The 18,915-nt window shown below is 69.4% G+C and carries 16 protein-coding genes; 4 read left to right on the top strand and 12 right to left on the bottom strand.

Translation table 11 applies throughout. The features are described from left to right. Nucleotides 1–103: 103 nt before the first annotated feature. Both ACFQWG_RS09750 and xylA read right to left on the bottom strand, forming a co-directional pair. The gene (locus ACFQWG_RS09750; RefSeq protein WP_380974823.1) at nucleotides 104–1,516 is read right to left on the bottom strand and encodes a xylulokinase; all 1,413 of its coding nucleotides are present in this window, start codon (nucleotides 1,514–1,516) and stop codon (nucleotides 104–106) included. Nucleotides 1,517–1,527: 11 nt separating this feature from the next. Continuing rightward, the gene (xylA, locus tag ACFQWG_RS09755) at nucleotides 1,528–2,874 is read right to left on the bottom strand and encodes a xylose isomerase (RefSeq protein ID WP_380974825.1); all 1,347 of its coding nucleotides are present in this window, start codon (nucleotides 2,872–2,874) and stop codon (nucleotides 1,528–1,530) included. Nucleotides 2,875–3,076: 202 nt separating this feature from the next. On the opposite strand from xylA, the gene ACFQWG_RS09760 reads away from it, so the two are divergent. Beyond that, nucleotides 3,077–4,369, top strand: coding sequence for an ROK family transcriptional regulator (locus ACFQWG_RS09760; RefSeq protein WP_380974826.1), 1,293 nt, complete (start codon nucleotides 3,077–3,079; stop codon nucleotides 4,367–4,369). 128 nt (nucleotides 4,370–4,497) lie between these two features. Here ACFQWG_RS09760 and ACFQWG_RS09765 read toward each other — a convergent pair whose 3' ends face one another. The 3 genes from ACFQWG_RS09765 to ACFQWG_RS09775 are packed head-to-tail and all read right to left on the bottom strand — an operon-like array spanning nucleotide 4,498 to nucleotide 8,389. Then, the gene (locus tag ACFQWG_RS09765; protein WP_380974828.1) at nucleotides 4,498–4,977 is read right to left on the bottom strand and encodes a response regulator; all 480 of its coding nucleotides are present in this window, start codon (nucleotides 4,975–4,977) and stop codon (nucleotides 4,498–4,500) included. Beyond that, the gene (locus tag ACFQWG_RS09770; protein WP_380974830.1) at nucleotides 4,974–6,989 is read right to left on the bottom strand and encodes an ATP-binding protein; all 2,016 of its coding nucleotides are present in this window, start codon (nucleotides 6,987–6,989) and stop codon (nucleotides 4,974–4,976) included. Before ACFQWG_RS09770 ends, ACFQWG_RS09765 begins: the two co-directional genes overlap by 4 nt. A 29-nt stretch (nucleotides 6,990–7,018) precedes the next feature. After that, nucleotides 7,019–8,389, bottom strand: a complete 1,371-nt coding sequence (locus ACFQWG_RS09775; protein WP_380974832.1) for an SLC13 family permease — start codon at nucleotides 8,387–8,389, stop codon at nucleotides 7,019–7,021. Nucleotides 8,390–8,833: 444 nt separating this feature from the next. Between ACFQWG_RS09775 and ACFQWG_RS09780 the strand changes: the two genes are divergently transcribed. The 3 genes from ACFQWG_RS09780 to ACFQWG_RS09790 all read left to right on the top strand — a co-directional run bounded on the left by ACFQWG_RS09780 (nucleotide 8,834) and on the right by ACFQWG_RS09790 (nucleotide 11,158). Beyond that, nucleotides 8,834–9,037: a cold-shock protein gene (locus ACFQWG_RS09780; RefSeq protein ID WP_291495069.1), complete on the top strand. Its 204-nt coding sequence runs from the start codon at nucleotides 8,834–8,836 to the stop codon at nucleotides 9,035–9,037. A 265-nt stretch (nucleotides 9,038–9,302) separates the two neighbouring features. Next, complete coding sequence (locus ACFQWG_RS09785; protein WP_380974834.1) at nucleotides 9,303–9,554, top strand: hypothetical protein; 252 nt, start codon at nucleotides 9,303–9,305, stop codon at nucleotides 9,552–9,554. 473 nt (nucleotides 9,555–10,027) lie between these two features. Continuing rightward, nucleotides 10,028–11,158: an iron-containing alcohol dehydrogenase gene (locus ACFQWG_RS09790; RefSeq protein ID WP_380974836.1), complete on the top strand. Its 1,131-nt coding sequence runs from the start codon at nucleotides 10,028–10,030 to the stop codon at nucleotides 11,156–11,158. Between the two features lie 72 nt (nucleotides 11,159–11,230). Here ACFQWG_RS09790 and ACFQWG_RS09795 read toward each other — a convergent pair whose 3' ends face one another. The 7 genes from ACFQWG_RS09795 to ACFQWG_RS09825 form a co-directional block, all read right to left on the bottom strand. Next, nucleotides 11,231–11,422, bottom strand: a complete 192-nt coding sequence (locus ACFQWG_RS09795) for a hypothetical protein (protein WP_380974838.1) — start codon at nucleotides 11,420–11,422, stop codon at nucleotides 11,231–11,233. A gap of 13 nt (nucleotides 11,423–11,435) precedes the next feature. Then, nucleotides 11,436–13,031, bottom strand: a complete 1,596-nt coding sequence (locus tag ACFQWG_RS09800) for an MFS transporter (protein WP_380974840.1) — start codon at nucleotides 13,029–13,031, stop codon at nucleotides 11,436–11,438. Nucleotides 13,032–13,197: 166 nt separating this feature from the next. Then, nucleotides 13,198–14,175, bottom strand: coding sequence for a LacI family DNA-binding transcriptional regulator (locus tag ACFQWG_RS09805; RefSeq protein WP_380974842.1), 978 nt, complete (start codon nucleotides 14,173–14,175; stop codon nucleotides 13,198–13,200). 193 nt (nucleotides 14,176–14,368) lie between these two features. Next, nucleotides 14,369–15,235 carry a sugar phosphate isomerase/epimerase family protein gene (locus ACFQWG_RS09810; RefSeq protein WP_380974844.1) on the bottom strand — a complete coding sequence of 289 codons (867 nt, stop codon included), beginning with the start codon at nucleotides 15,233–15,235 and terminating at the stop codon, nucleotides 14,369–14,371. Nucleotides 15,236–15,315: 80 nt separating this feature from the next. Continuing rightward, the gene (locus ACFQWG_RS09815; protein WP_380974846.1) at nucleotides 15,316–16,323 is read right to left on the bottom strand and encodes a Gfo/Idh/MocA family protein; all 1,008 of its coding nucleotides are present in this window, start codon (nucleotides 16,321–16,323) and stop codon (nucleotides 15,316–15,318) included. Nucleotides 16,324–16,356: 33 nt separating this feature from the next. Continuing rightward, nucleotides 16,357–17,289, bottom strand: coding sequence for a sugar phosphate isomerase/epimerase family protein (locus ACFQWG_RS09820; protein ID WP_380974848.1), 933 nt, complete (start codon nucleotides 17,287–17,289; stop codon nucleotides 16,357–16,359). A 156-nt stretch (nucleotides 17,290–17,445) separates the two neighbouring features. Next, on the bottom strand, nucleotides 17,446–18,456 hold the full coding sequence (locus tag ACFQWG_RS09825; RefSeq protein WP_380974850.1) for a LacI family DNA-binding transcriptional regulator: 1,011 nt from the start codon (nucleotides 18,454–18,456) through the stop codon (nucleotides 17,446–17,448). Between the last annotated feature and the right edge of the window lie 459 nt (nucleotides 18,457–18,915).

Below are 18,915 nucleotides of genomic sequence, written 5' to 3' on the forward strand. Positions count from 1 at the left end.
TCCTCTCCCGCCCCCACCCATGTGAAGCGTTTCGACTGCAATTCGCCCAGGGAACACGCGGTATCGCGCACGGACCGCCCTCGCCCCCGCCCATCCCGTCAGGTCATGGCGACGGCACCACTCCTTTCATCACCTGGATCGCCTGCCTGGCCGCCCCGAGCGCCACGTACTCCCCCGGATCCGGCAGGTCCACCGGGACCTCCAGGACGGACGCGGCGAGCTGCTGCACGGCGACGGACTTCGCCCCGCCGCCGACCATGAGCACGCGCTCGACGGGCGCCCCCACGGCCCGCACGGCGTCCAGCGCCCCGGCCATCAGGGTGAGCAGCCCCTCCACCGTCGCCCGCGCGACATGCGCCCGGTCGGCGTTGGCCAGGGTCATCCCCGTCAGCGATGCCGTGGCGTCGGGCAGGTTCGGGGTGCGCTCGCCCTCGAAGTATGGGGTGAGGACCAGGCCGCCGGCCGAGGGGACGGACAGAGCCAGGTCGTCGAACTCCCGGTAGCCGACGCCGATCACGGCCGCCATCGCGTCGATGATCCGCGAGGCGTTGAGCGTGCACGCCAGCGGAAGCCACCGCCCGCTCGCATCCGAGAACCCCGTGACCAGCCCCGAGGGATCGGCCACCGAATGCTCCGAGACGACGGCCACCACTCCCGACGTGCCCAGGGACAGCATGGCCTCGCCCGGCTTCAGCCCCAGGCCCAGCGCCGCCCCCGCGTTGTCGCCGCACCCCGGCGCGAGCACGATGTGCCCCCATCCTCGACGCGGGTCTCCGTGCCCGGCGGCATCCCGGGGGCCCAGGATCCGTGGTAGGCGGATGGCCGCAGCGGCGTCCTCGTCGATCCTGAGCGCCCGGGCGAGGATGTCGAGCCTGTACTCGCCGACGCCGGGCCCGCCGGGGCCCGCGCCCTCGCGTGCCATGTATCCGGTCCCGGAGGCGTCCGAGCGGTCGGTGACCAGGTCCCCGAGGCGCCCGGTTCCGGCGATGCGCCAGGTCAGCCAGTCGTGGGGCAGGCACACGGCCGCGATCCTCGCGGCGCCCGCCGGCTCGTTGTCGGCCAGCCATCGCAGTTTCGTGACGGTCAGAGACGCGACGGGCACGGACCCTGTGGCATCCGCCCACCAGGCCGCTCCCGCCTCCGCGTCGCCCCTCCCCGCCTCCTCGACAAGGGCGACCGCCGCTCCGGCCGAGCGGGTGTCGTTCCACAGGATCGCCGGGCGGATGACCCGTCCCTCGGCGTCCAGGCAGATCATGCCGTGCTGCTGGCCGCCCACGGACAGGGCCGCGACGTCATCGAGCCCGCCGGCCCGGTCCGCCGCCTGGAGGAACGCCTCCCACCAGGCCTCAGGGTCGACCTCGGTCCCCTCGGGATGGGGGGCGCGCCCCTCGCGCACGACGTCTCCGCTGATCGGATCGACGATGAGGACTTTGCACGACTGCGTCGAGGAGTCGACGCCCGCGACATAGGGGCGGCCGGGCCCCTCCCCCGGGGCCGGCGCCTTCGTCGTGGTCATGATCGGTGTCCTCAGGCCTCAGCCAGTGCGGCGACGAGGTAGTTGTTGAGCGTCGCCTTGACCGATTCCAGGTGGTCGGAGCGGGTGGAGGCCAGCAGCTCCGCCTGCGGCACATCCAGGGCGTGAGCCTCCAGGGCGGCCAGCGTGGCGGAGCCGTCCTCGACCGTCGCGCCGATCCCGGCGTCGAAGGAGCCATAACGCTGCGACACCAGGTCCTCGATGACGCGGTCCTCGTGGAGCTTCGCAGCCACCAGCAGGCCGGCGGCGTAGGAGTCCATGCCGACGATGTGGCCGCGGAACAGGTCCTCGGCCAGGAACGACGTCCGGCGCGGCTTCGCGTCGAAATTGAGGCCGCCGTGGGGGCCGATCCCGCCCTCGTCCAGGACCTCCCACATGACGGCGGTGGTCTCGGAGAGGTCGGAGGGGAACTCGTCGATGTCCCATCCGATCAGCTTGTCGCCCTGGTTCGCGTCGAGCGAGCCCAGCATCCCGGCCGCCCGCGCCACGCGGATCTCGTGGGCGTAGGTGTGTCCCGCCAGGTTCGCGTGGTTGCCCTCGAGGTTGAGCTTGAAGTCGCCGACCAGGTCGTGAGCCTGGAGGAAGGCGATGGCGGTGGCGGCGTCGAAGTCGTACTGGTGGGTGGCCGGCTCCTTCGGCTTCGGCTCGATGAGGAACTGGGCGTCCAATCCGATCTCTCGGGCATAGTCCACGCACATGTGGAAGAAGCGCGCGATGTGGTCCTGCTCGCGTTTGAGGTCGGTGTTCCAGAGGTTCTCGTACCCCTCGCGCCCGCCCCAGAAGACGTAGTTCTCGGCGCCCAGGCGCTTCGCGATCTCCAGGGAGTGCTTGAGCTGGCCGGCCGCGTAGGCGTAGATCTCCGCGAAGGGCGAGGTCGCAGCGCCCGAGACGAAACGAGCGTTCGTGAAGAGGCTGGACGTGTTCCACAGGACCTTCACGCCACTGTCACGCATGCGCTCTTCGATGCGGTCGACGACGCGATCGAGGTTCGCGTTCGTCTCGCGCAGGGTGTCGCCCTCGGGCGCCAGGTCGCGGTCGTGGAAGCAGAAGTATCCGACGCCCAGCTTCGCGAAGAACTCGAAGGCGTAGTCCACCTTGGCCAGCGCCAGGTCCATCGGGTCCGTGAAGCGGTCGTAGGGGCGCTGGGCGGTCCCCTCCCCGAAGGGGTCGACCAGCCGCTGATCGAAGGTGTGCCAGTAGGCGACGGCGAAACGCAGCCAGTCCTTCATCGGCCGGCCGGCGACGACGCGCTCCGGCTGGTAGTACCGGAATCCCAGGCCCTGGCGCAGGTCCGATGTCCCGACGAACGGAATCGGATCGACATCCCACAGGTCACTCATCGCTGACACCTCCGTGTGCATCCGCGGGGCATCTCTGCCGCACGCGGTCCAGTTTTGTTACTGAACAAAACAATACGCATACGATAGCCCCATGTCCAGCGTTCCACAAGATCCGGATGCCCCTCCACCCGCGGGCGCCTCCTCCACGGCGCCCTCAGGCGAACGCCCGGGCCCGCCCGCCCGGCCCGCGTACAGTCAGACCATGACCGCCGCACGCCCCGCGAGCGCAGCCCTGACCTCGCCCCACAGGCTTCCCGCCCGCTCCACCTCCAGGGCCCCTGGGCGCGCCGTGGGGCGCGCCCGCACCGGGGTCAAGGCGGAGAGCCTGCGCGCCATGAACCTGTCTCTGGTCCTGCGCCACGTCCTGGAGGCTCCAGGGGCCATTTCGCGCGCAGATATCGCCGCCCGCACCGGCATCACGCGCGCCACGGTGTCTCGGCTCGTCGACGAACTGGTCCACGCCGGACTGGTCAGTGAGATCGGCCCCGCGCCCGAGGCGACCCGCGGCCGGCCCGCCGTCCGCCTGGCTCCGCGCCCGGGCGCCGTCATCTCCCTGGGGCTCGAGGTCAACATCAGCTACCTGGCCGCGCGCGCCGTCGACCTCACCGGAGAGGTGCTCGCCGAAGCCTCCCAGACCGGCGACTTCGCCCACTCGGATCCGTCATCGACGCTCGCGCTCCTGGCCGACCTCGGGCGCGGAGCGCTCGAGGAGGCCACCGCCGGGAACGCCCTCGACGATGCGCGCGTCGTCGGGTCCGGTCTGGCGCTGCCGGGACTCGTCTCCGGCGACGCCCTCGCCCTGGCCCCCAACCTGGGATGGCGGGACCTCCCGTTGGAGGAGCTCCTGACTCCGCTGGCCGGCCTGCGCCCCCTGATGGTCGCCAACGAGGCCGACCTCGCCGCCTTCGCCGTCGCGAACCCGCGGCCGGGCGCCTCCGACGGCCCCGCATCGTTCATCTACGTGTCGGGCGAGGTCGGCATCGGCGCCGGCATCATCGTCGACCACCGTCCCCTGTCAGGCGCCCACGGCTGGTCCGGGGAGATCGGGCACATCTGCGCCGACCCCTCCGGGCCGCTCTGCTCCTGCGGCGCCACCGGCTGCCTGGAGGCCTACCTGGGCCTGCGCGCGCTGGCCCGGCGCGCCGGACTGCCCGAGGGCTCCACCCCCACCGACGTGGCCTCCGCTGCGAGGGCCGGCTCCCTCGCGGCCCGCGTCGCGATCGACGAGGGCGGCGCTGCGCTCGGACGCGCCCTGGCGGCGGTCATCAACACGGTGGACATCCCCGAGATCCTTCTGGGCGGAATCGTCGCCGAGATCGGGCCGGACCTCATCCCATCGGCGCTGGCGGAGTTGCGTGCGCGCGTCCTCCAGTCCGCGTGGTCCGAGCCGGAGATCCGCATCGTCCCCCGTTCTGCCGTCCTGGCGGTGACGGGTGCCGCCCACCGGGTCCTCCAGCGCGTCGTCGACGATCCGATCGCCTGGACCGCGTCCTGACCCCCGGGATCCCGCGCCGGCGCGGCGCTGACATGTCCGCACGCCGCAGGCCTTTGCGTCGAGACAGCGTCGTGGCCTCCCGAGGGATTCGGCGTCGTCCAGCTCCCGGTACGGCATCGTGCGACCGTTCAGGAGCGGTGTCGCAGGGCCTCCATGACGCGGACCTCGTCCAGGACAGGGAGCACCGGCAGGGGGTCGGCCTCCTGGTCCAGCACGTACTCCGTGAGCTGGTCGCGGACGACCGCCGCGAGCTCCCGCGGATCCCAGGGCTTGGCGATGTAGTGGTCCAGGCCGGCGTCGTTGAGCGCACGGACCGTGTCGGCCTGTCCCGCCTGCCCCGTCACGAGGACCGTGCGGGCCCCCCGGGTCCGCGGGTCACGGGCGACCTCCACCAGGAAATCCACCCCCGTGCGTCCGGGCAGACGGTGGTCGGCCAGGACGAGCGCGAGCCGGTCGCCGTCGGCCAGGACGTCCTCGATGGCCGCCCACGCGTCGTCGGCGTCGCTGGCCGCCTCGATGCGGACGGCCGAGGCGAACGGGTCGAGATCGCGCTCGAGCTCATGGCGGACGTCGTCCTCGTCCTCGAGGACCAGGATGGTCAGCATCATCGCTCCTTCCTCTTCTCTCCGGGCGCGGCGGGGAGAGCGACGCGCATCCGGGTGCATCCGGGACGCGACTCCACCGTGATGGAGCCTCCCGCCGCTGTGACGATCGACTGCGCGATCGACAGGCCCATCCCGAGGCCGAACTCGACGCGCCCGCCGCGCGTGGTGAAGTGCGGGCGGAACATCCTGGCCTGCAGCTCCGGCGACACCCCCGGGCCGTTGTCCTCGATCGCCACCACGACCATGTCCCGCCCATCCGACGCGCTCTGGCGCACGGCCCGGATCATCACGCGCGCCGGCGACGTCCCCCGTGCGGGGAGCGCCGGCTCCTCGGCCTCCTGCGCCCAGGGTTGACGCGCCGCCAGATCCTCCCGCTCATCGGCGATCGCATCCGCGGCGTTGACCAGCAGGTTCATCCAGACCTGCTCGAGGGTTCCGGGTCGGGCCATCACCTCCGGCACCTGCTCCAGGCGGCGATCGACCCGGATACCACGCAGGCGGTGCTCGGTCAGCCGCAGGGCGTCGTCGAGGCTCCTCAGGACATCGGTGGGAACCGGCTCCTCGCCCTCGGGCCGCGCGTAGGACCGCAGCGAGGACGCGAGCCCCGCGATCCTGTGGGATGCGGACTCCATCGAATGCAGCGACGACCCGATGCGCGCCCCCAAAAGGACGTCGCGACGGACGGACTCGGGCAGGGCCAGCAGCTCGGCGGCCGTCGCGGCGTCCGGCACGCCCGCGCGCACGAGCCTCCGGGCCAGCGCCCGGTCCCCCCCGGTAACGGGAAGGAACGACGAGGTGAGCGCCCGTTCGGCCGCGGTCGACAGGGCCGGGGCGTCGGCCGACTGCCGGATCGCGCGGGCCGCCGGCCCCAGCCCGGGGGCGTGCCCGAGCAGGCGCACGAGGTCGCGGGCCAGGTGCTCCACGGCGCGTTCCAGAGCGCTCACCGGGTTGTTGAGCTCGTGGGCGATGCCGGCCGACAGCTCGCCGAGCATCGCCAGGCGCGTGCGCTCGACCAGTTCGGCGCGGGCGGTGTGCAGGTCCTCCAGGGCGTCAGCCAGGCTCCGGCGATCGACCTCGAGCTCGTCGGCCAGCAGGCGCGTGTCGACATGGAGCTCCTCGGCGCGCAGCAGGCGGGTGAGCAGCGAGCGCACCGCCAGCAGGGCGAGGTCCCGCGACACGCCGGGGTCCGCCTGGACGGCGGTCACGATCTCCGCGCGCGAGAGCATGACGAGTGTGCACGGGGTCGTCGTCCTCGCCGTGAACCACGCCTGGCCGCCCGAGACCAGGGACACCAGTCCGATGACGCGTCCCGTCGACGCCTGGTGCAGCGTCACCGGCCCGTGCGCTGTGTCCTGGCGCAGCACCACGAGCCCCTCCATGACGAGGGTGAGGGGCGGGGGCTCTCCGCCCTGCTCGCACAGCCGGGTCCCCGCCGGCACCGCCACCCGGGGACGAGGGCCGACGACGCGCTCGACGCCCGCGAGGAAGCGCCGAAGCGAATGCGGGTCGTCCAGGCGCAGCAGATCGTCGGTCTCGGCCGCAGACGCCGCAGCCGGGCCACCCAGGACGAGGAGCCGCCGCCCGTCGCTCCACCCCCGCTCCTCCATCCGGTCGAGGGCGATCCCGGTCAGCTCGCGGGTCAGCGCCGCTTCCTCATGGGCCGGGACCACGGCGGCCAGCCGCCCGGCGGCCACGACGGGCGCGAGGTCGGCGTGCGCCATCCGGTCGGTGAGGACGACGCAGGGGGCGTCGCCGGCCAGGGCGCGCACCGGCTCCGCGCCGATCGCCGCCCCGATGTCTTCCACCTCGGCCGTCGCCACGACCAGCAGCGGAGCGCCCTCGTCGATGTCGTGTGAGCCGCAGCCCCCGGTCGCGGCCCCCGGGACCAGCGACATCACGGCGGCGCCCGGGACCGCGTCCGCGAGCGCGGAGCGGGCCCGCGCGACCAGCCCGCGCGCGTCGTCGCCGAGGACCAGCGCCCACGCCCGCTCTTGCGAGGGCGGCTCCGCGGGCACGGGCCGCGCTCCCCCCGCCGGACGCCCGCTCACGTCAGCCCCAGCCAGGACCACAGGAGGGGCGCCGCCACGGACAGAAGCAGCACGCCCAGCCCGCCGACCAGCAGGCCGATGCGCACCATGTCGCGCGTGGGCACCAGCCCTGTGGCATGGGCGATCGCGTTGGGCGGGGTGGACACGGGCAGGCACATGCCCAGGGAGCAGGCCAGCGCCATGACGACCGCGACCTCGGCCGTCGAGTTCGCGACCGAGATGGAGATCCCGATGCTCATGGGGACCAGCAGGTTCGCCGCCGCCGTCGAGGACACGAAGTTCGACACGCCCCAAGAGATCGCGGCCACGGCCAGCAGGACCAGGGCCGCCGGGATGCCGCCCCACGGGACGGCTCCGATGAGCCAGCTGTCCAGCCCGGTGTCGCCGACTCCACGGCCCAGCGCGATGCCGCCGGCCACCAGCCAGAGGACCGGCCAGTCCAGACGCTTGACGTCCTCGCCGTCCATGACGCGCAGCGCCAGCAGCGCGACCACGGCGGCCAGGGACACGGTGGAGGAGCTGAGACCGTGGAGCGGCTCCGTGAGCCACCCGAGAATCGCGAGCCCCGCGATCGCGTAGAACGTGACGGCCGGGCGCGAGGTGTCCAGCCGGGCGTCGGCGTCCAGCGCGAGCGGGGACGACGTGTCGAGATACCGCCAGGCGAGGAACGCCCAGGCGACGAGGATGAGGAGGACCGCCACGGGCAGCGACAGGAGCACCCAGTCGAGGAAGGTCACCCGGATGCCCTGATCGGCCAGGATGCCGATGGCGATCGCGTTGGGCGGGGTGCCGACCGGCGTCATCATGCCGCCCACCGACGCCGCGACGGGGATCGCCAGCGCCATCGCGGTGCGGGACCGGGCATCCTCCAGAGCTGTGATGGCCGGAAGCATGATGGCGAACATCGTCGCGGTGGTCGCCGTGTTCGACATGAACATGCCGAGCGTCGCCGTCACCGCCATCACCCCCAGCAGCGTGGGACGGGGGCGCCCGCCGAGCGGGCGCAGGATCGCGGAGGAGAGCACACGGCCGACGTCGAATTTCGTGGCGCCCGCGGCGATCATGAAGCCGCCGATGAAGAGGACGACGACGGGGCTCGCCAGTGCGGCGAGGTAGTCCGCGGCCGGGACGGCGCCAACGTCGTCCGCGACGTCGAACAGGCCGTCGGAGGAGATCAACAGGACCTCCGCGAGGAGGATCCCCATCGAGGTCGCGACGAGTGGGATCGCCTCGCTCGCCCACAGGATGATGGCGGCGAGGAAGATGCCGAGCATGCGCTCGCCCGCTGGTTCGAGTCCCGGGATGTCCCACAGGAGGCCGCCGGCCAGGACGAGGACGGCCCCGGCGACGCCACCGGCCGTGCGCAACGATCTTCGAGGTCGCCGTGCCCGCCGGAGCCGAGCCCGACGCGCAACGGGGCCCGCAGTCAGGGCGGCTGCGTGCGGCACGTGACGACACTCTCCTGCGAGCTGGAGGCGGGTGGAACAGGCTCGGATCCAGTCTAGCGTGACGGAGCCCACGTCCGCCGAGGAGGGCCCCGTGGCGGGACGACGCGGAGGCGGGATGGGGACCGGAGAGGCACGGGCGGACGGCGAGGGCGGCGCCCCCGGCCCGACACCGAGACCAAGCTGTGACCTTTGCCGCTCCCCCGGCACGCCCCCGTGGAGTAGCCTGAACGGCGTAGATTCACAGCTTCATTGGCAGTACATGCGGTTCCGTGGTGGTTGCAGGTGAGTGCGTGACTGCTCCGGTCTCGACCGAGATCGGATTCAATTCCCCTGCGCGGGGCTTCCCAGAAGGACAGCGCATTCATGACCACTGGTGTCGTCAAATGGTTCAACGCGGACAAGGGCTACGGTTTCATCACCCCCGATGACGGTTCGGCCGACGTGTTCGCCCACTTCTCCAACATCGAAGCCAAGGGCTTCCGCACCCTCGACGAGGGCGACAAGGTTGAGTTCGAGATCACTCAGGGCCAGAAGGGCCTGCAGGCGGAGCACATCGCCCGCATCTGAGTGCCTGCCCGCTGCCTGAGCAGCGGAACGGCCCCCTTCCGGGGAGCCGTGAGGAGGGCCCCGGGACCGCGCGGTCCCGGGGCCCTCTGGCTGTCGAGAACTCGCCGGGCGCAGGCTCCGCAGGGAAGTGGCGCACCGCACTGGACGCCTCGTCCAGTTTGTCCTTACAATAGCGATGTCTCCGGATGACCGGAGATGCCACAGAGCCGTGCGGGGCGCGGCCCGGTGGACCGCTCCTGCGCGGCGCGTCGAACAGGAGCACAACATGTCAGCAATCGCCGCACGCGAGGCAGGCAGCCGCCTCGTCCACACGCCTCCAGCCATTCGCGACGCATCCGCGCCGATGGCCGGGGGCGTCCGCCTCGGGATCCTCGCGCTTGTCGCGGTCTTCGCGGTCGCGATCGTCGCGGGTGTCATGGCGTCCCATCCCGCCGTCGTCATCGCCAGCGGATTGGTCGGCGTGTTCATCGTCCCGTTCATGGTCGCCTCGTACGTGAACGACGCGATGGGCAAGTGACGGTGGCGGATCGGATGTGACCGATCCCGGACCCACGCCGACCGGCGACGGACGGCGTCGAGGACCCCACCAATCCACGGTCGTGGCACACAGCGGTGCCACGACCTTCTTCTTTGCCCATTTCAGGCCGCGCGACACCGTAGAGCGCGCATAGGGGCGAGCGGAGATGCCAGAACGGGCCAATAGTCCTTACATACTCGCCTAAGTCTCCCTATATGATAGGACATGGCTGGAGGCGCTGGCCGTGGCGCATCGGTCTCAGCCGCGGGCGGAGTCACCGCAGAGCGTTCGTCGCCGTTCATGGCCACACGGAAGCGCCGCCAGCTCGAGCGACGGCGCACCGCACCTGTGCGGACGACCGACGGAAAGTTTTCATACAATCACACGTCAATCGACTGCGACCGCCTCGGCGACACGGATAGCACGCGCCCGTCGCCAGCGCTGCCGTGGCGGACGCAGGAAGGAAGGCACACATGTCTGCATGGACGCAATACTCGCCCACCCGGATCTTCTTCGGTGTCGGGGAGGCGCGCAACATCAGCCAGCACCTCGCTGCGACCGGGCACACGCGCGTTCTGCTCGTCGCGGATCCCTTCATGGTGAAGTCGGGGATCGCCCAGGAGGTCGTCGACGGGTCCGCCGGGATCATCCAGGGCGTCTTCCACGAGGTCGACCCCAATCCGACCGTCGCCAACGTCAACGGCGCGGCCGCCGCCGCCCGGCAGGCGAACGCCGACGGCATCATCGCACTGGGCGGAGGCTCCGTGCTGGACGCCTCCAAGGCAGCCGCCGCAGCCCTCGGATCCGGCCTGACCGCAGAGCAGTTGGTGACCGGTTCCCCCGTCACCGGAGCCCTGCCCTTGATCGCCGTCCCGACCACGGCGGGCACCGGCAGCGAGGTCACGCCCGTCGCGATCATCAGTTGGGAGGAACGCAACATCAAGTTCCCCCTGGGCAGCCCCCTGCTTTACCCGCAAGTCGCCGTCGTCGACCCGGAGCTCGTGTACTCCGCTCCGGGCAAGGTCATCGCCGCCTCCGGGATCGACGTCATCGACCACTGCCTGGACGCCCTCAGCAGCGTCAAGCACACGCCTCTCACCGACAACAACGCGCTCAACGGGGCCCGTATCGCGTTCGCCAATCTCGAGAGGGCCGCGAACGACAAGGATAAGGAGGCCATCAACGAGATGATGCTGGCCAGTCTCATCGCGGGCCTCGCCTTCTCCCAGACCGGGACCACCGGCTCCCACGCCGCCTCCTACTACCTCACGTCCAGGTACCACGTGCCACACGGTGAAGCGACCGCTTTCACGGAGGATGCCTGGTTCCGCATCAACGCCAGGCACCGTCCGGAGATCAACGAACTGGTCGCCCGGATCGGCTTCGCCGACGCGGACGCCGTGGCAGACCGCCTCAACGAGATCAAGAAGAGCCTCGGCCTGCGCACGACGCTTGAGGAACTCGGCATCCCGCTGGAGGACGTCGACGGCCTCGCCCAGCACACCGTCGACGCCAACAACTACGGCAACAACATCGCCCAGCTCAGCAAGGAAGAGGTCAAGGAGCTCTTCCTGACCAGAAGCTCGGCGCGCGCCGGCGCGTGAACCCGTGCGTGTGGGACGGGGCTGGGGAGGATCTCCTCCCCAGCCCCGTCCCACACTCCCAGAAGCAGTCGCTCACACGCCCAACGCGTCGCGCAGGTAGCCGCGGACCTTGAGCGCGTCCTCGAAGGGATCCGCCTTGGCCGGGTCCTGCTCGGCCTCGACCACGAGCCGACCCCGGCAGCCGGAGTCCACGACCGGACGCAAGAGCGCGGCGAGATCCGTCGCCCCACCCGTTCCCTGGGCACCGCCCCCGACCGTCAGCACGTACAACCCGGTCTCAGGAGGAGTAGCGTTCGCGGAACTGGAGCTCGAGTTCCTCCAGAGTGGAGTTCTTGGTCTCCGGGACGACCTTGATGTAGAAGACCAGCGCCACGACGTTGATCGCGCCGAAGACCGCGTAGGTCCAGGCCGCGCCCAGGTCGGCGATCATCACGGGGAAGGCGAAGGTGACGACGAAGTTCATCAGCCACAGGCAGCCGACCGAGACGCCCTGGGCGCACCCGCGGATCTTGGAGGGGAACAGCTCCGCCTGGAGGATCCAGTTGACGGTGCCCGACTGCTTGATGAAGACGAAGACCGACACCAGGATGACGACGAGCCACGGCAGGAACGCCGGGATGGTCGAGGCGATCGACCCGTCGGCGTTCATGTGGGGGGAGATCCCGAGGCCGAAGACCAGGGCGAGGGCGAACAGGGAGAGCGTCACACCCGTCTCCTGGTAGATCCCGACGTGGCGGCGGAGGAACTTGCCGACCAGGATGAACCCGACGGCGGAACCGATGCACGAGGCGATGCCGGTGAGCACGTTGAGGGTGATCGAGTTGGCGGCGGAGAATCCGGCCGCCTGGAGGATCTTCGGCAGGTAGTACATGGCGGTGTTGATGCCGGTCAGTTGGTCGAAGAACCCGATGAAGATGCCGATGAGCAGGATCTTGCGCGTCCACCTCGTCCTCACCGTCTGGCGTAGCGTCCACTTCTCCTGCTGGGCCTCGGCGCGGTTGACCTCGACCATCTGCTCGATCTCCTGGGCGACGTCGTCGCGCCCGTCCTCGCGGATGCGCTTGAGCGCGCCGACGGCCTCGGCGTAGTGGCCGTTGGCCGCGTACCACCGCGAGGATTCCGGCATCATGCGCATCCCGATCCACAGCGCGATGGCCGGGATGGTCGCGAGCACGAGCATGTAGCGCCAGGCCTGTCCGTTGCCGCCGGTGACGGCGGCGACGGCGCTCGCGTTGTTGGCGACGTCGTCCCAGGCCGTCATCTGCCCATCGACCTCGACCTGCGGGCCGCCGTGGGCCTGGGAAAGGATCGCGTTCATCGTGTAGGCCAGGAGCTGGCCAGTCACGATCATGAACTGGTCGACCGCCACCAGCGGCCCGCGGATGCGCTGAGGCGCATTCTCCGAGAGGTAGACCGGCACGGTGGCCGACGCGCCGCCCACTGCGAAGCCCAGGACGAACCGGAAGACGTAGAGGATCCAGACCGACGGGGAGAGCGTGCATCCCAGCGCGCCGGCGACGAAGACGAGCGCCAGCAGGAGGATGTTGTGCCGGCGCCCGTACCGGTCCGACAGGCGCCCGCCGATGATGGCGCCGGCGGCGGCACCGAGGGCCAGGAAGCCGCCGACAAGTCCCTCCTCCCAGGCTGTCAGCGCCAGGCCACCGGCGGCCTTGGGCAGGTACATGAACGGCAGCGCCCCTGCGATGACGCCCGTGTCGTATCCGAAGAGCAGCGACCCGAGCGTGGCGACGAGAGCCAGAAGGCCCACCGCGCGTTTCTTTCCTGAGGGCGGCGTCGAGCGGACGAGCTCCTCGACCTCCGCCGGAGTCGGCTCGGGCGCGGTCCCCCGCGCCCCCGTTTTGCTGGCTGTCATGTTCAGCTCCTCCTTCGGTCCGGACTTCCCTCGTCCGGAGCACTCTTCCTCGAGTTGGTGCGACCGAGAGTATTGGCGCGCTCCAATTTTCAAGCATAAGCCTCCGCGATCCATATGTCCATACATATGATGCGAATGAGTCAGCGCGTTGCCCGCACGAAGACCTTCACAGCCCAGGCGCTCCTGTCGAGCGTCTGGGGACGAGCCGCACGGGCGTGGTCACATCCCGTTGCTCGGTTCGCCCGTTGATCCGTTCGTCAAGCAGTTCGACGGCCCTCCTGGCCAGCTCAGCGGTGTCCTGGTCGACGCTGGTCAACCCGATGCCGGGGAATCCCGCGACGGAGGTGTTGTCATACCCCGCCACCGCGAAGTCCTCCCCGGGCCGCAGGCCGCGATCCGAGAGCGTCCCCAGCGCATGCAGGGCGATGAGGTCGTTGTGGCAGGCCAGTGCGAAGCCCCTGTCCCAGCGCTGCGCGATCGCTGCGGCGGTCTCCGCGACGGAATCTCCGCGCACGGACACCGACTCGTGTCTGTCGGGCAGCCCGGCCTCCTTCATGAAAGACCGGTATCCCGCCAACCGGAGACTCGAGGAATCGCCCTCCACTCCCCGGTCGTAGCCGAGGTAGATCACGGGATCCCATCCGCCGATGACCAGGTGGCGCGCGACCTCGCGTTCTCCACCCCAGTCGTCGGAGTGGACCAGATCCACGTCGCTCGGCCCTCGCGCGTGGGTGAGCAGGACGGTCGGCACCCTCGAGGCGATCTGCTCCACGTCCTCCCGCGACATCATCGGCGACACCAGGATGAGCCCTGCGCAGCCCATCTCCAGCAGTCCCTCCACCGCGGTGCGTTCGGCGGTCGCCTTCTCCTCGACCGGGGTGAGGATCGGGATGAAGGACACGGTCGCACCCGCGCGACGCAGCTCCTCCGCCAGATCGGCATGGAAGGGGTTGGCCAATCCGCCGAGGACGATCCCCAGGAAGGCCGTGCGTCTGGAGGCCAGGGCGCGAGCCATGAGGTTCGGCCTGTACCCCAGGGCCTCCATCGCCTCGGTGACCCGCCGACGCGACCGGTCGGAGACCCTCGGATCGCCCAGCACCACCAGGGACACCGTCTGGCGGGAGACTCCCGCCAGACGTGCCACGTCGACCTGTGTGGGTCTGCCGGCCGTGCCCATGGCCCCCCGATCTCGCCGCTCGTGCCGTCCGGTCTGGACGGTACCACCCCAGACCCGGGCTCACGGCGTCGACACGGGATCCGCCCGCGGCCCGTCGACGAACCCAACACGCGGGTGCCCCGGGGCCGACGGCCCCAGGAGCACCCGCCTAGCGACTTCGTCAGTCGGGGAACTCCTGGTGGAGGCGTTCCAGCATGCGCCGGTTGACCTCGTCGGCGACCTCGTGCCATCCGAAGACGCACACCGAGAACACGCCATCGAAACCCACCCGGCGCAACGACTCGAAGACCCGGTCGAAGGGCACCTCGCCCTTGCCGATCTCCGAGTGCTGGTGAACGCGGGCATCCACGCCCGGAGGATTGACGATATAGCGGTTGCCGTCGTTCGCCTTGTGATTGAGCGCGTCCGCCACGTGGACCTCCCGCAGCTTCGGCGCGCAGACCTCGATCATCCGCTCGACATCGCCCGCCCCATCAGAGAGATGGAAGACGTGAGGGCAGCAGAACTCATAACCAATCCACTCCAGATTCGTCCCCCGCACGATCCGGTACGCGTCGTCGTGGCGCTCGACAAAATCATAGGGATGCGGCTCCATGTCGAGGCGAATGCCGTACTTCTCGAAGACGGGAGCCAGCTCCTCGATGGAGCGGTACCACTGGTGCTCGCACTGCAGCGGCGTGTTCGGATCCCCGGAGAACTCCGAGACGATCTCACGCACCCCGATCTGATCAGCCAACTCCAGCAGCCGCCGCCAGTTGCGCACCTGCGCCCGGCGCTCCTGCTCATCCACACACGACCAGTTGAACACGGGATTCAGGGTCCGCACCGCGACCCCGCTGTCCTTCTGCGCCTTGTTGAGCCCACGGACGAACTCGTCATCCGCCTTCGGATAGCGCTGCCAGAAATGGAACTCCTCGTTGGGCGAGAGCTCCACGTACCCGAAACCCAACTCACCAGCCTTGTACAACGTCTGCGCCGTCGACATCGACGCGTAATACATGTTCGGATCGAGTGCGATATCCACCACGACGTATCTCCATTCTCAACCGGGCGCAGCCCGGGCCGACACCCGCAGATCCCGGACCGGGCCACGCATCGGGCCGGGTCTCAGGCGTAGAACGCCGGCTTCTCGATCATCGCGACTCCGATCTCGCGGCCGCCGTTCTCCAGGGACTCGATGGCGGCGTCGACGACGACGGTGGCAGCATAGCCATCCCATGCCGTGGACCCCGCGTGCTCGTCGCGCTCAACGGCCCGGATCCACTGCTGGACCTCCTGGTTGAAGGCGTCGTGGAAGCGGTCGATGTGGCTGGAGCAGATCGCGTTGCGGTTCCCGGACTCATCGCGGAGCACGGTGTGCTCCTGGTCGCCCAAGCGCACCGTGCCCGCCTCGAGGACCAGCTCGCACTCGATGGAGTATCCGAACTGGATGTTGACGTTGACCTCGTCGTCGATGAGGACCCCCGACTCCGTGGTGGCCACGAGGACCAACGGGTCCTGGAGGTGCTCGAAGCGGCGCGACGTCGCACGCGGCGTGTCGACGCGGACCTTCGCGATCTCCTCGCCCAGCAGAAAGCGACTGATGTCGATCTCGTGGATCGCAGTGTCGTCGATCATGTTGCGCGTCGTGTAGCTCTCGGGCACCGAAGGGTTGCGATGACGGCAGTGCAGCAGCGTGGCGTACCCGAGCCTGCCCGAGGTCAGCACCTCGCGCATCTCGTTGTAGCCCTTGTCGAAACGGCGCATGAAACCGACCGTGACCAGCTGCTTCCCCGTCTTCTGCTCGGCTTGCAGGATGTCGAGGCAGTCCGGGGCGGTCGTGGCCAAGGGCTTCTCGCACAGCACGTATTTCCCGGCCTCGACGGCCCGGACGACGTCGGGGGCGTGCACCTTGCCGAACGTGGCGATGAGCACCGCATCCACATCCGGATCGGCGATCAGCTCCGCCCCCGACCCATAGGCCCTCGCGCCCAGCGGTTCCGCCACCGCGGTGGCGGCCTCATGGTTGACGTCCGCGACCGCGACGATCTCGCCGCCGGCCAGCTCATTCTCGATGCGCGACACATGGGCCCGACCCATGCCGCCTGCGCCGATCAGACCAATTCTGACAGTCACCGTCTCATTCCTCTCTTCCGCGATGCCGCGGGTTCACTTCAGGCCCAGGCCGCACTCGGCCAGGTACTCGCGGGTCAGGATGGCGTTCTGCTTAGGGAAGTCCGGAGCGCAGGGGTACAGGTCCTGCTCGCACACCACGTAGATGTCCCGATCCAGATCGGCGAGGGCGTCCACAAGCTTCTTCATGTCCGGCTCGCCCGCGGGGGGACGCACCGACGCGCCCTTGGCCACGGCCTCGCCGAAGGGCCAGTCCTTCTCATGGGCCTCCCGGGTGATGTCCGGGTCGAAGGCCTTGATGTGGACGTAGGTGATCCGCTCCGGGTACTGCTTGATCATCTCGATCGGGTCGCCGCCGCCATAGACGACGTGGCCCGTGTCCAGGCAGAGGTTGACGTACCGCGGGTCGGTGGCCTCGAAGATGCGGGCGATCTCCTCGGGGGTCTCGATATGGGAGTCGCCGTGCGGGTGGAGCACCATCTTCAGTCCGTACTCGTCCAAGAGCATCTGGCCCAGCGCGTTGGCGTGCTCGATGTAGAGCTTCCATGCGTCCGGGGAGAGCACGCGGTCATCGGTGAACTTCCATGTCTTGTCGTCGCGGTACAGGGGAGGGAGATGGACGATGTACTCCGCGCCCACGGCCGCATGGGTCTCGGCGATGGCCCGGAAATGCTTGACGGTCTCCGGCCATGCCTCCGCCTTGTGCAGGATCCCCCAGCCGGTTCCGGCCACGACCTTGAGGCCGAATTCCTTCGTCCACCGGTCCAGTTCCTTGGGGTCTGTGGGGAAATACCCGTAAGGGCCGGTCTCCAGAATCTCGAATCCGGCCTCGGCCATCTCCCTCATGGCCTGGCGTGGTGCGATCTGTTTGTCGTCCTCGGGGAACCACACCCCCCACTGATCCGGACACACCCCGATGGCGAGCTTCGAGTATCGGGGGTCGTTCGTGTTTCGAGCCTTGGAACTCATTGCCTGTCTCCTCATCGTCGAGAGCGCATCTATTGGAGCGCGCCAATATTGTACAACGCCGTTCTTTGATTTGTACAGTCAAATGGAACCAACGATGTGCCAATCGCACAGACAGGTCGGCTGCGCCTTGCTGAGGCAGCGGCAGAGTCCTCCGACTCACGCGCCCCCGGGCAGCTTCCCGAGCGTCGCGGGGCCGGTGGTGTCGCGCACCTCCAACGACATCGGGAGAATTGTGCCTCGCGGACGCGTCCCCCTCCCCTCCGCCGGGGAAAGCCGCCGGAGCGCGCGACCGATCGCCAGGTCCGCCAATCTCGACGTGTCCTGGCACAGAGAAGTCACTTTCACGCGGGGCCGGTGCAGCGCCTTCAGATCGTCCATCCCGATGACCGACACCCGTTCGGGAACTCCCACCCCGTGCCGAAGGAGCCCTCCCAGGACTCCCAGGGCCAGACTGTCGTTGGACGCGATGATCGCCGACGGGACGTTTCCGGCAGCGACCATCTCCTCCGCGATCCGCACCCCCTCCTCCTCCGACTCACCGCCGACGCGCACCTGCGCGCCCCCGACCAGTCCCAGACGCTGTGCAACCTTTCGGAACGCCCGCTCACGGTTCTCTCCTCCAGAGGCGCCAGGACAACTCAGATAGGTCACCGACTCATGGCCCAGCCCTTGAAGGTGCGCGACGGCGCGGTCCATTCCCCCCTCATCATCGGAGACGACCCAGTCGATCTCCGCGCTGTCACACCTCCGGGCGACCGAGACCAGCGGAATCCTGCGTGCGCGGACGCTCAACTCGGACTCCTCCAGAAGCGAGCCGATGACGAGAAGAGCTCCGCATCGGCAGGCCTCCAGATCATCCAGCGCCGCTTCCTCGGCTCTGGAGCCGGACACCGCCGAGAGAACGAGCCGGTAGGGGGTGCCGGCGACGGCCCGATAGAGGCCTTCGAGCACTGCGTCATGGAACGGCCGCCCGAGACGGAAACAGACCCCGATCGACAACGGCCGGGTTGAGCGCAGGGAGCGGGCGCTCTCGTCGCGGACGTACCCCAATCGGCGCGCGACTTCCAGCACGCGCTCCCGCGTCTGTTCTCCAGCCCCCGGCGCGTCACGGAACACGATGGAAACCAAGGATTGCGAGACGCCCGCCTCCCGTGCCACATCGCGCATCGTCGGTCGTCTGCGCACCTGTCATCCCGCCTTCCCCGGAACCGCCCGGCTCCCACTCACCCTCCTCGACCGGCGCGCAGCCGTCCGCGTGGCGCCCCTCGCCACCTCGGCTTATTCGACGTGTCGCGAAAGAGGAGGTGGACATTCTTCCCACGACCTCGCACATACGTGCAATTTTCTGGGCATCGCAGCCGCGTCCACGATCGCACCTGTCACGAACCAGCTATCAGATCCGCCTCCTTGAGGCCCGCCTGCCGTGCGAAATGCCCGCTGGATCGAACCAGGTCACTCATCGGCATTGCTGCTGCCCATGTACGTACATGATTGCATCCAGATATTCCGTATGCGAGCGTGGCCGGCGTCGTCCTCGGGACCGAGCGACGGCCCGATGCGCTGACGCCCACGGGCACCCCGCCGATGAGGACGACGATCATTCCGTCATATCCGCATCCCTGTAGA

The sequence above is a fragment of the Schaalia naturae genome, assembly GCF_042665795.1.
Lineage (GTDB): Bacteria > Actinomycetota > Actinomycetes > Actinomycetales > Actinomycetaceae > Pauljensenia > Pauljensenia naturae.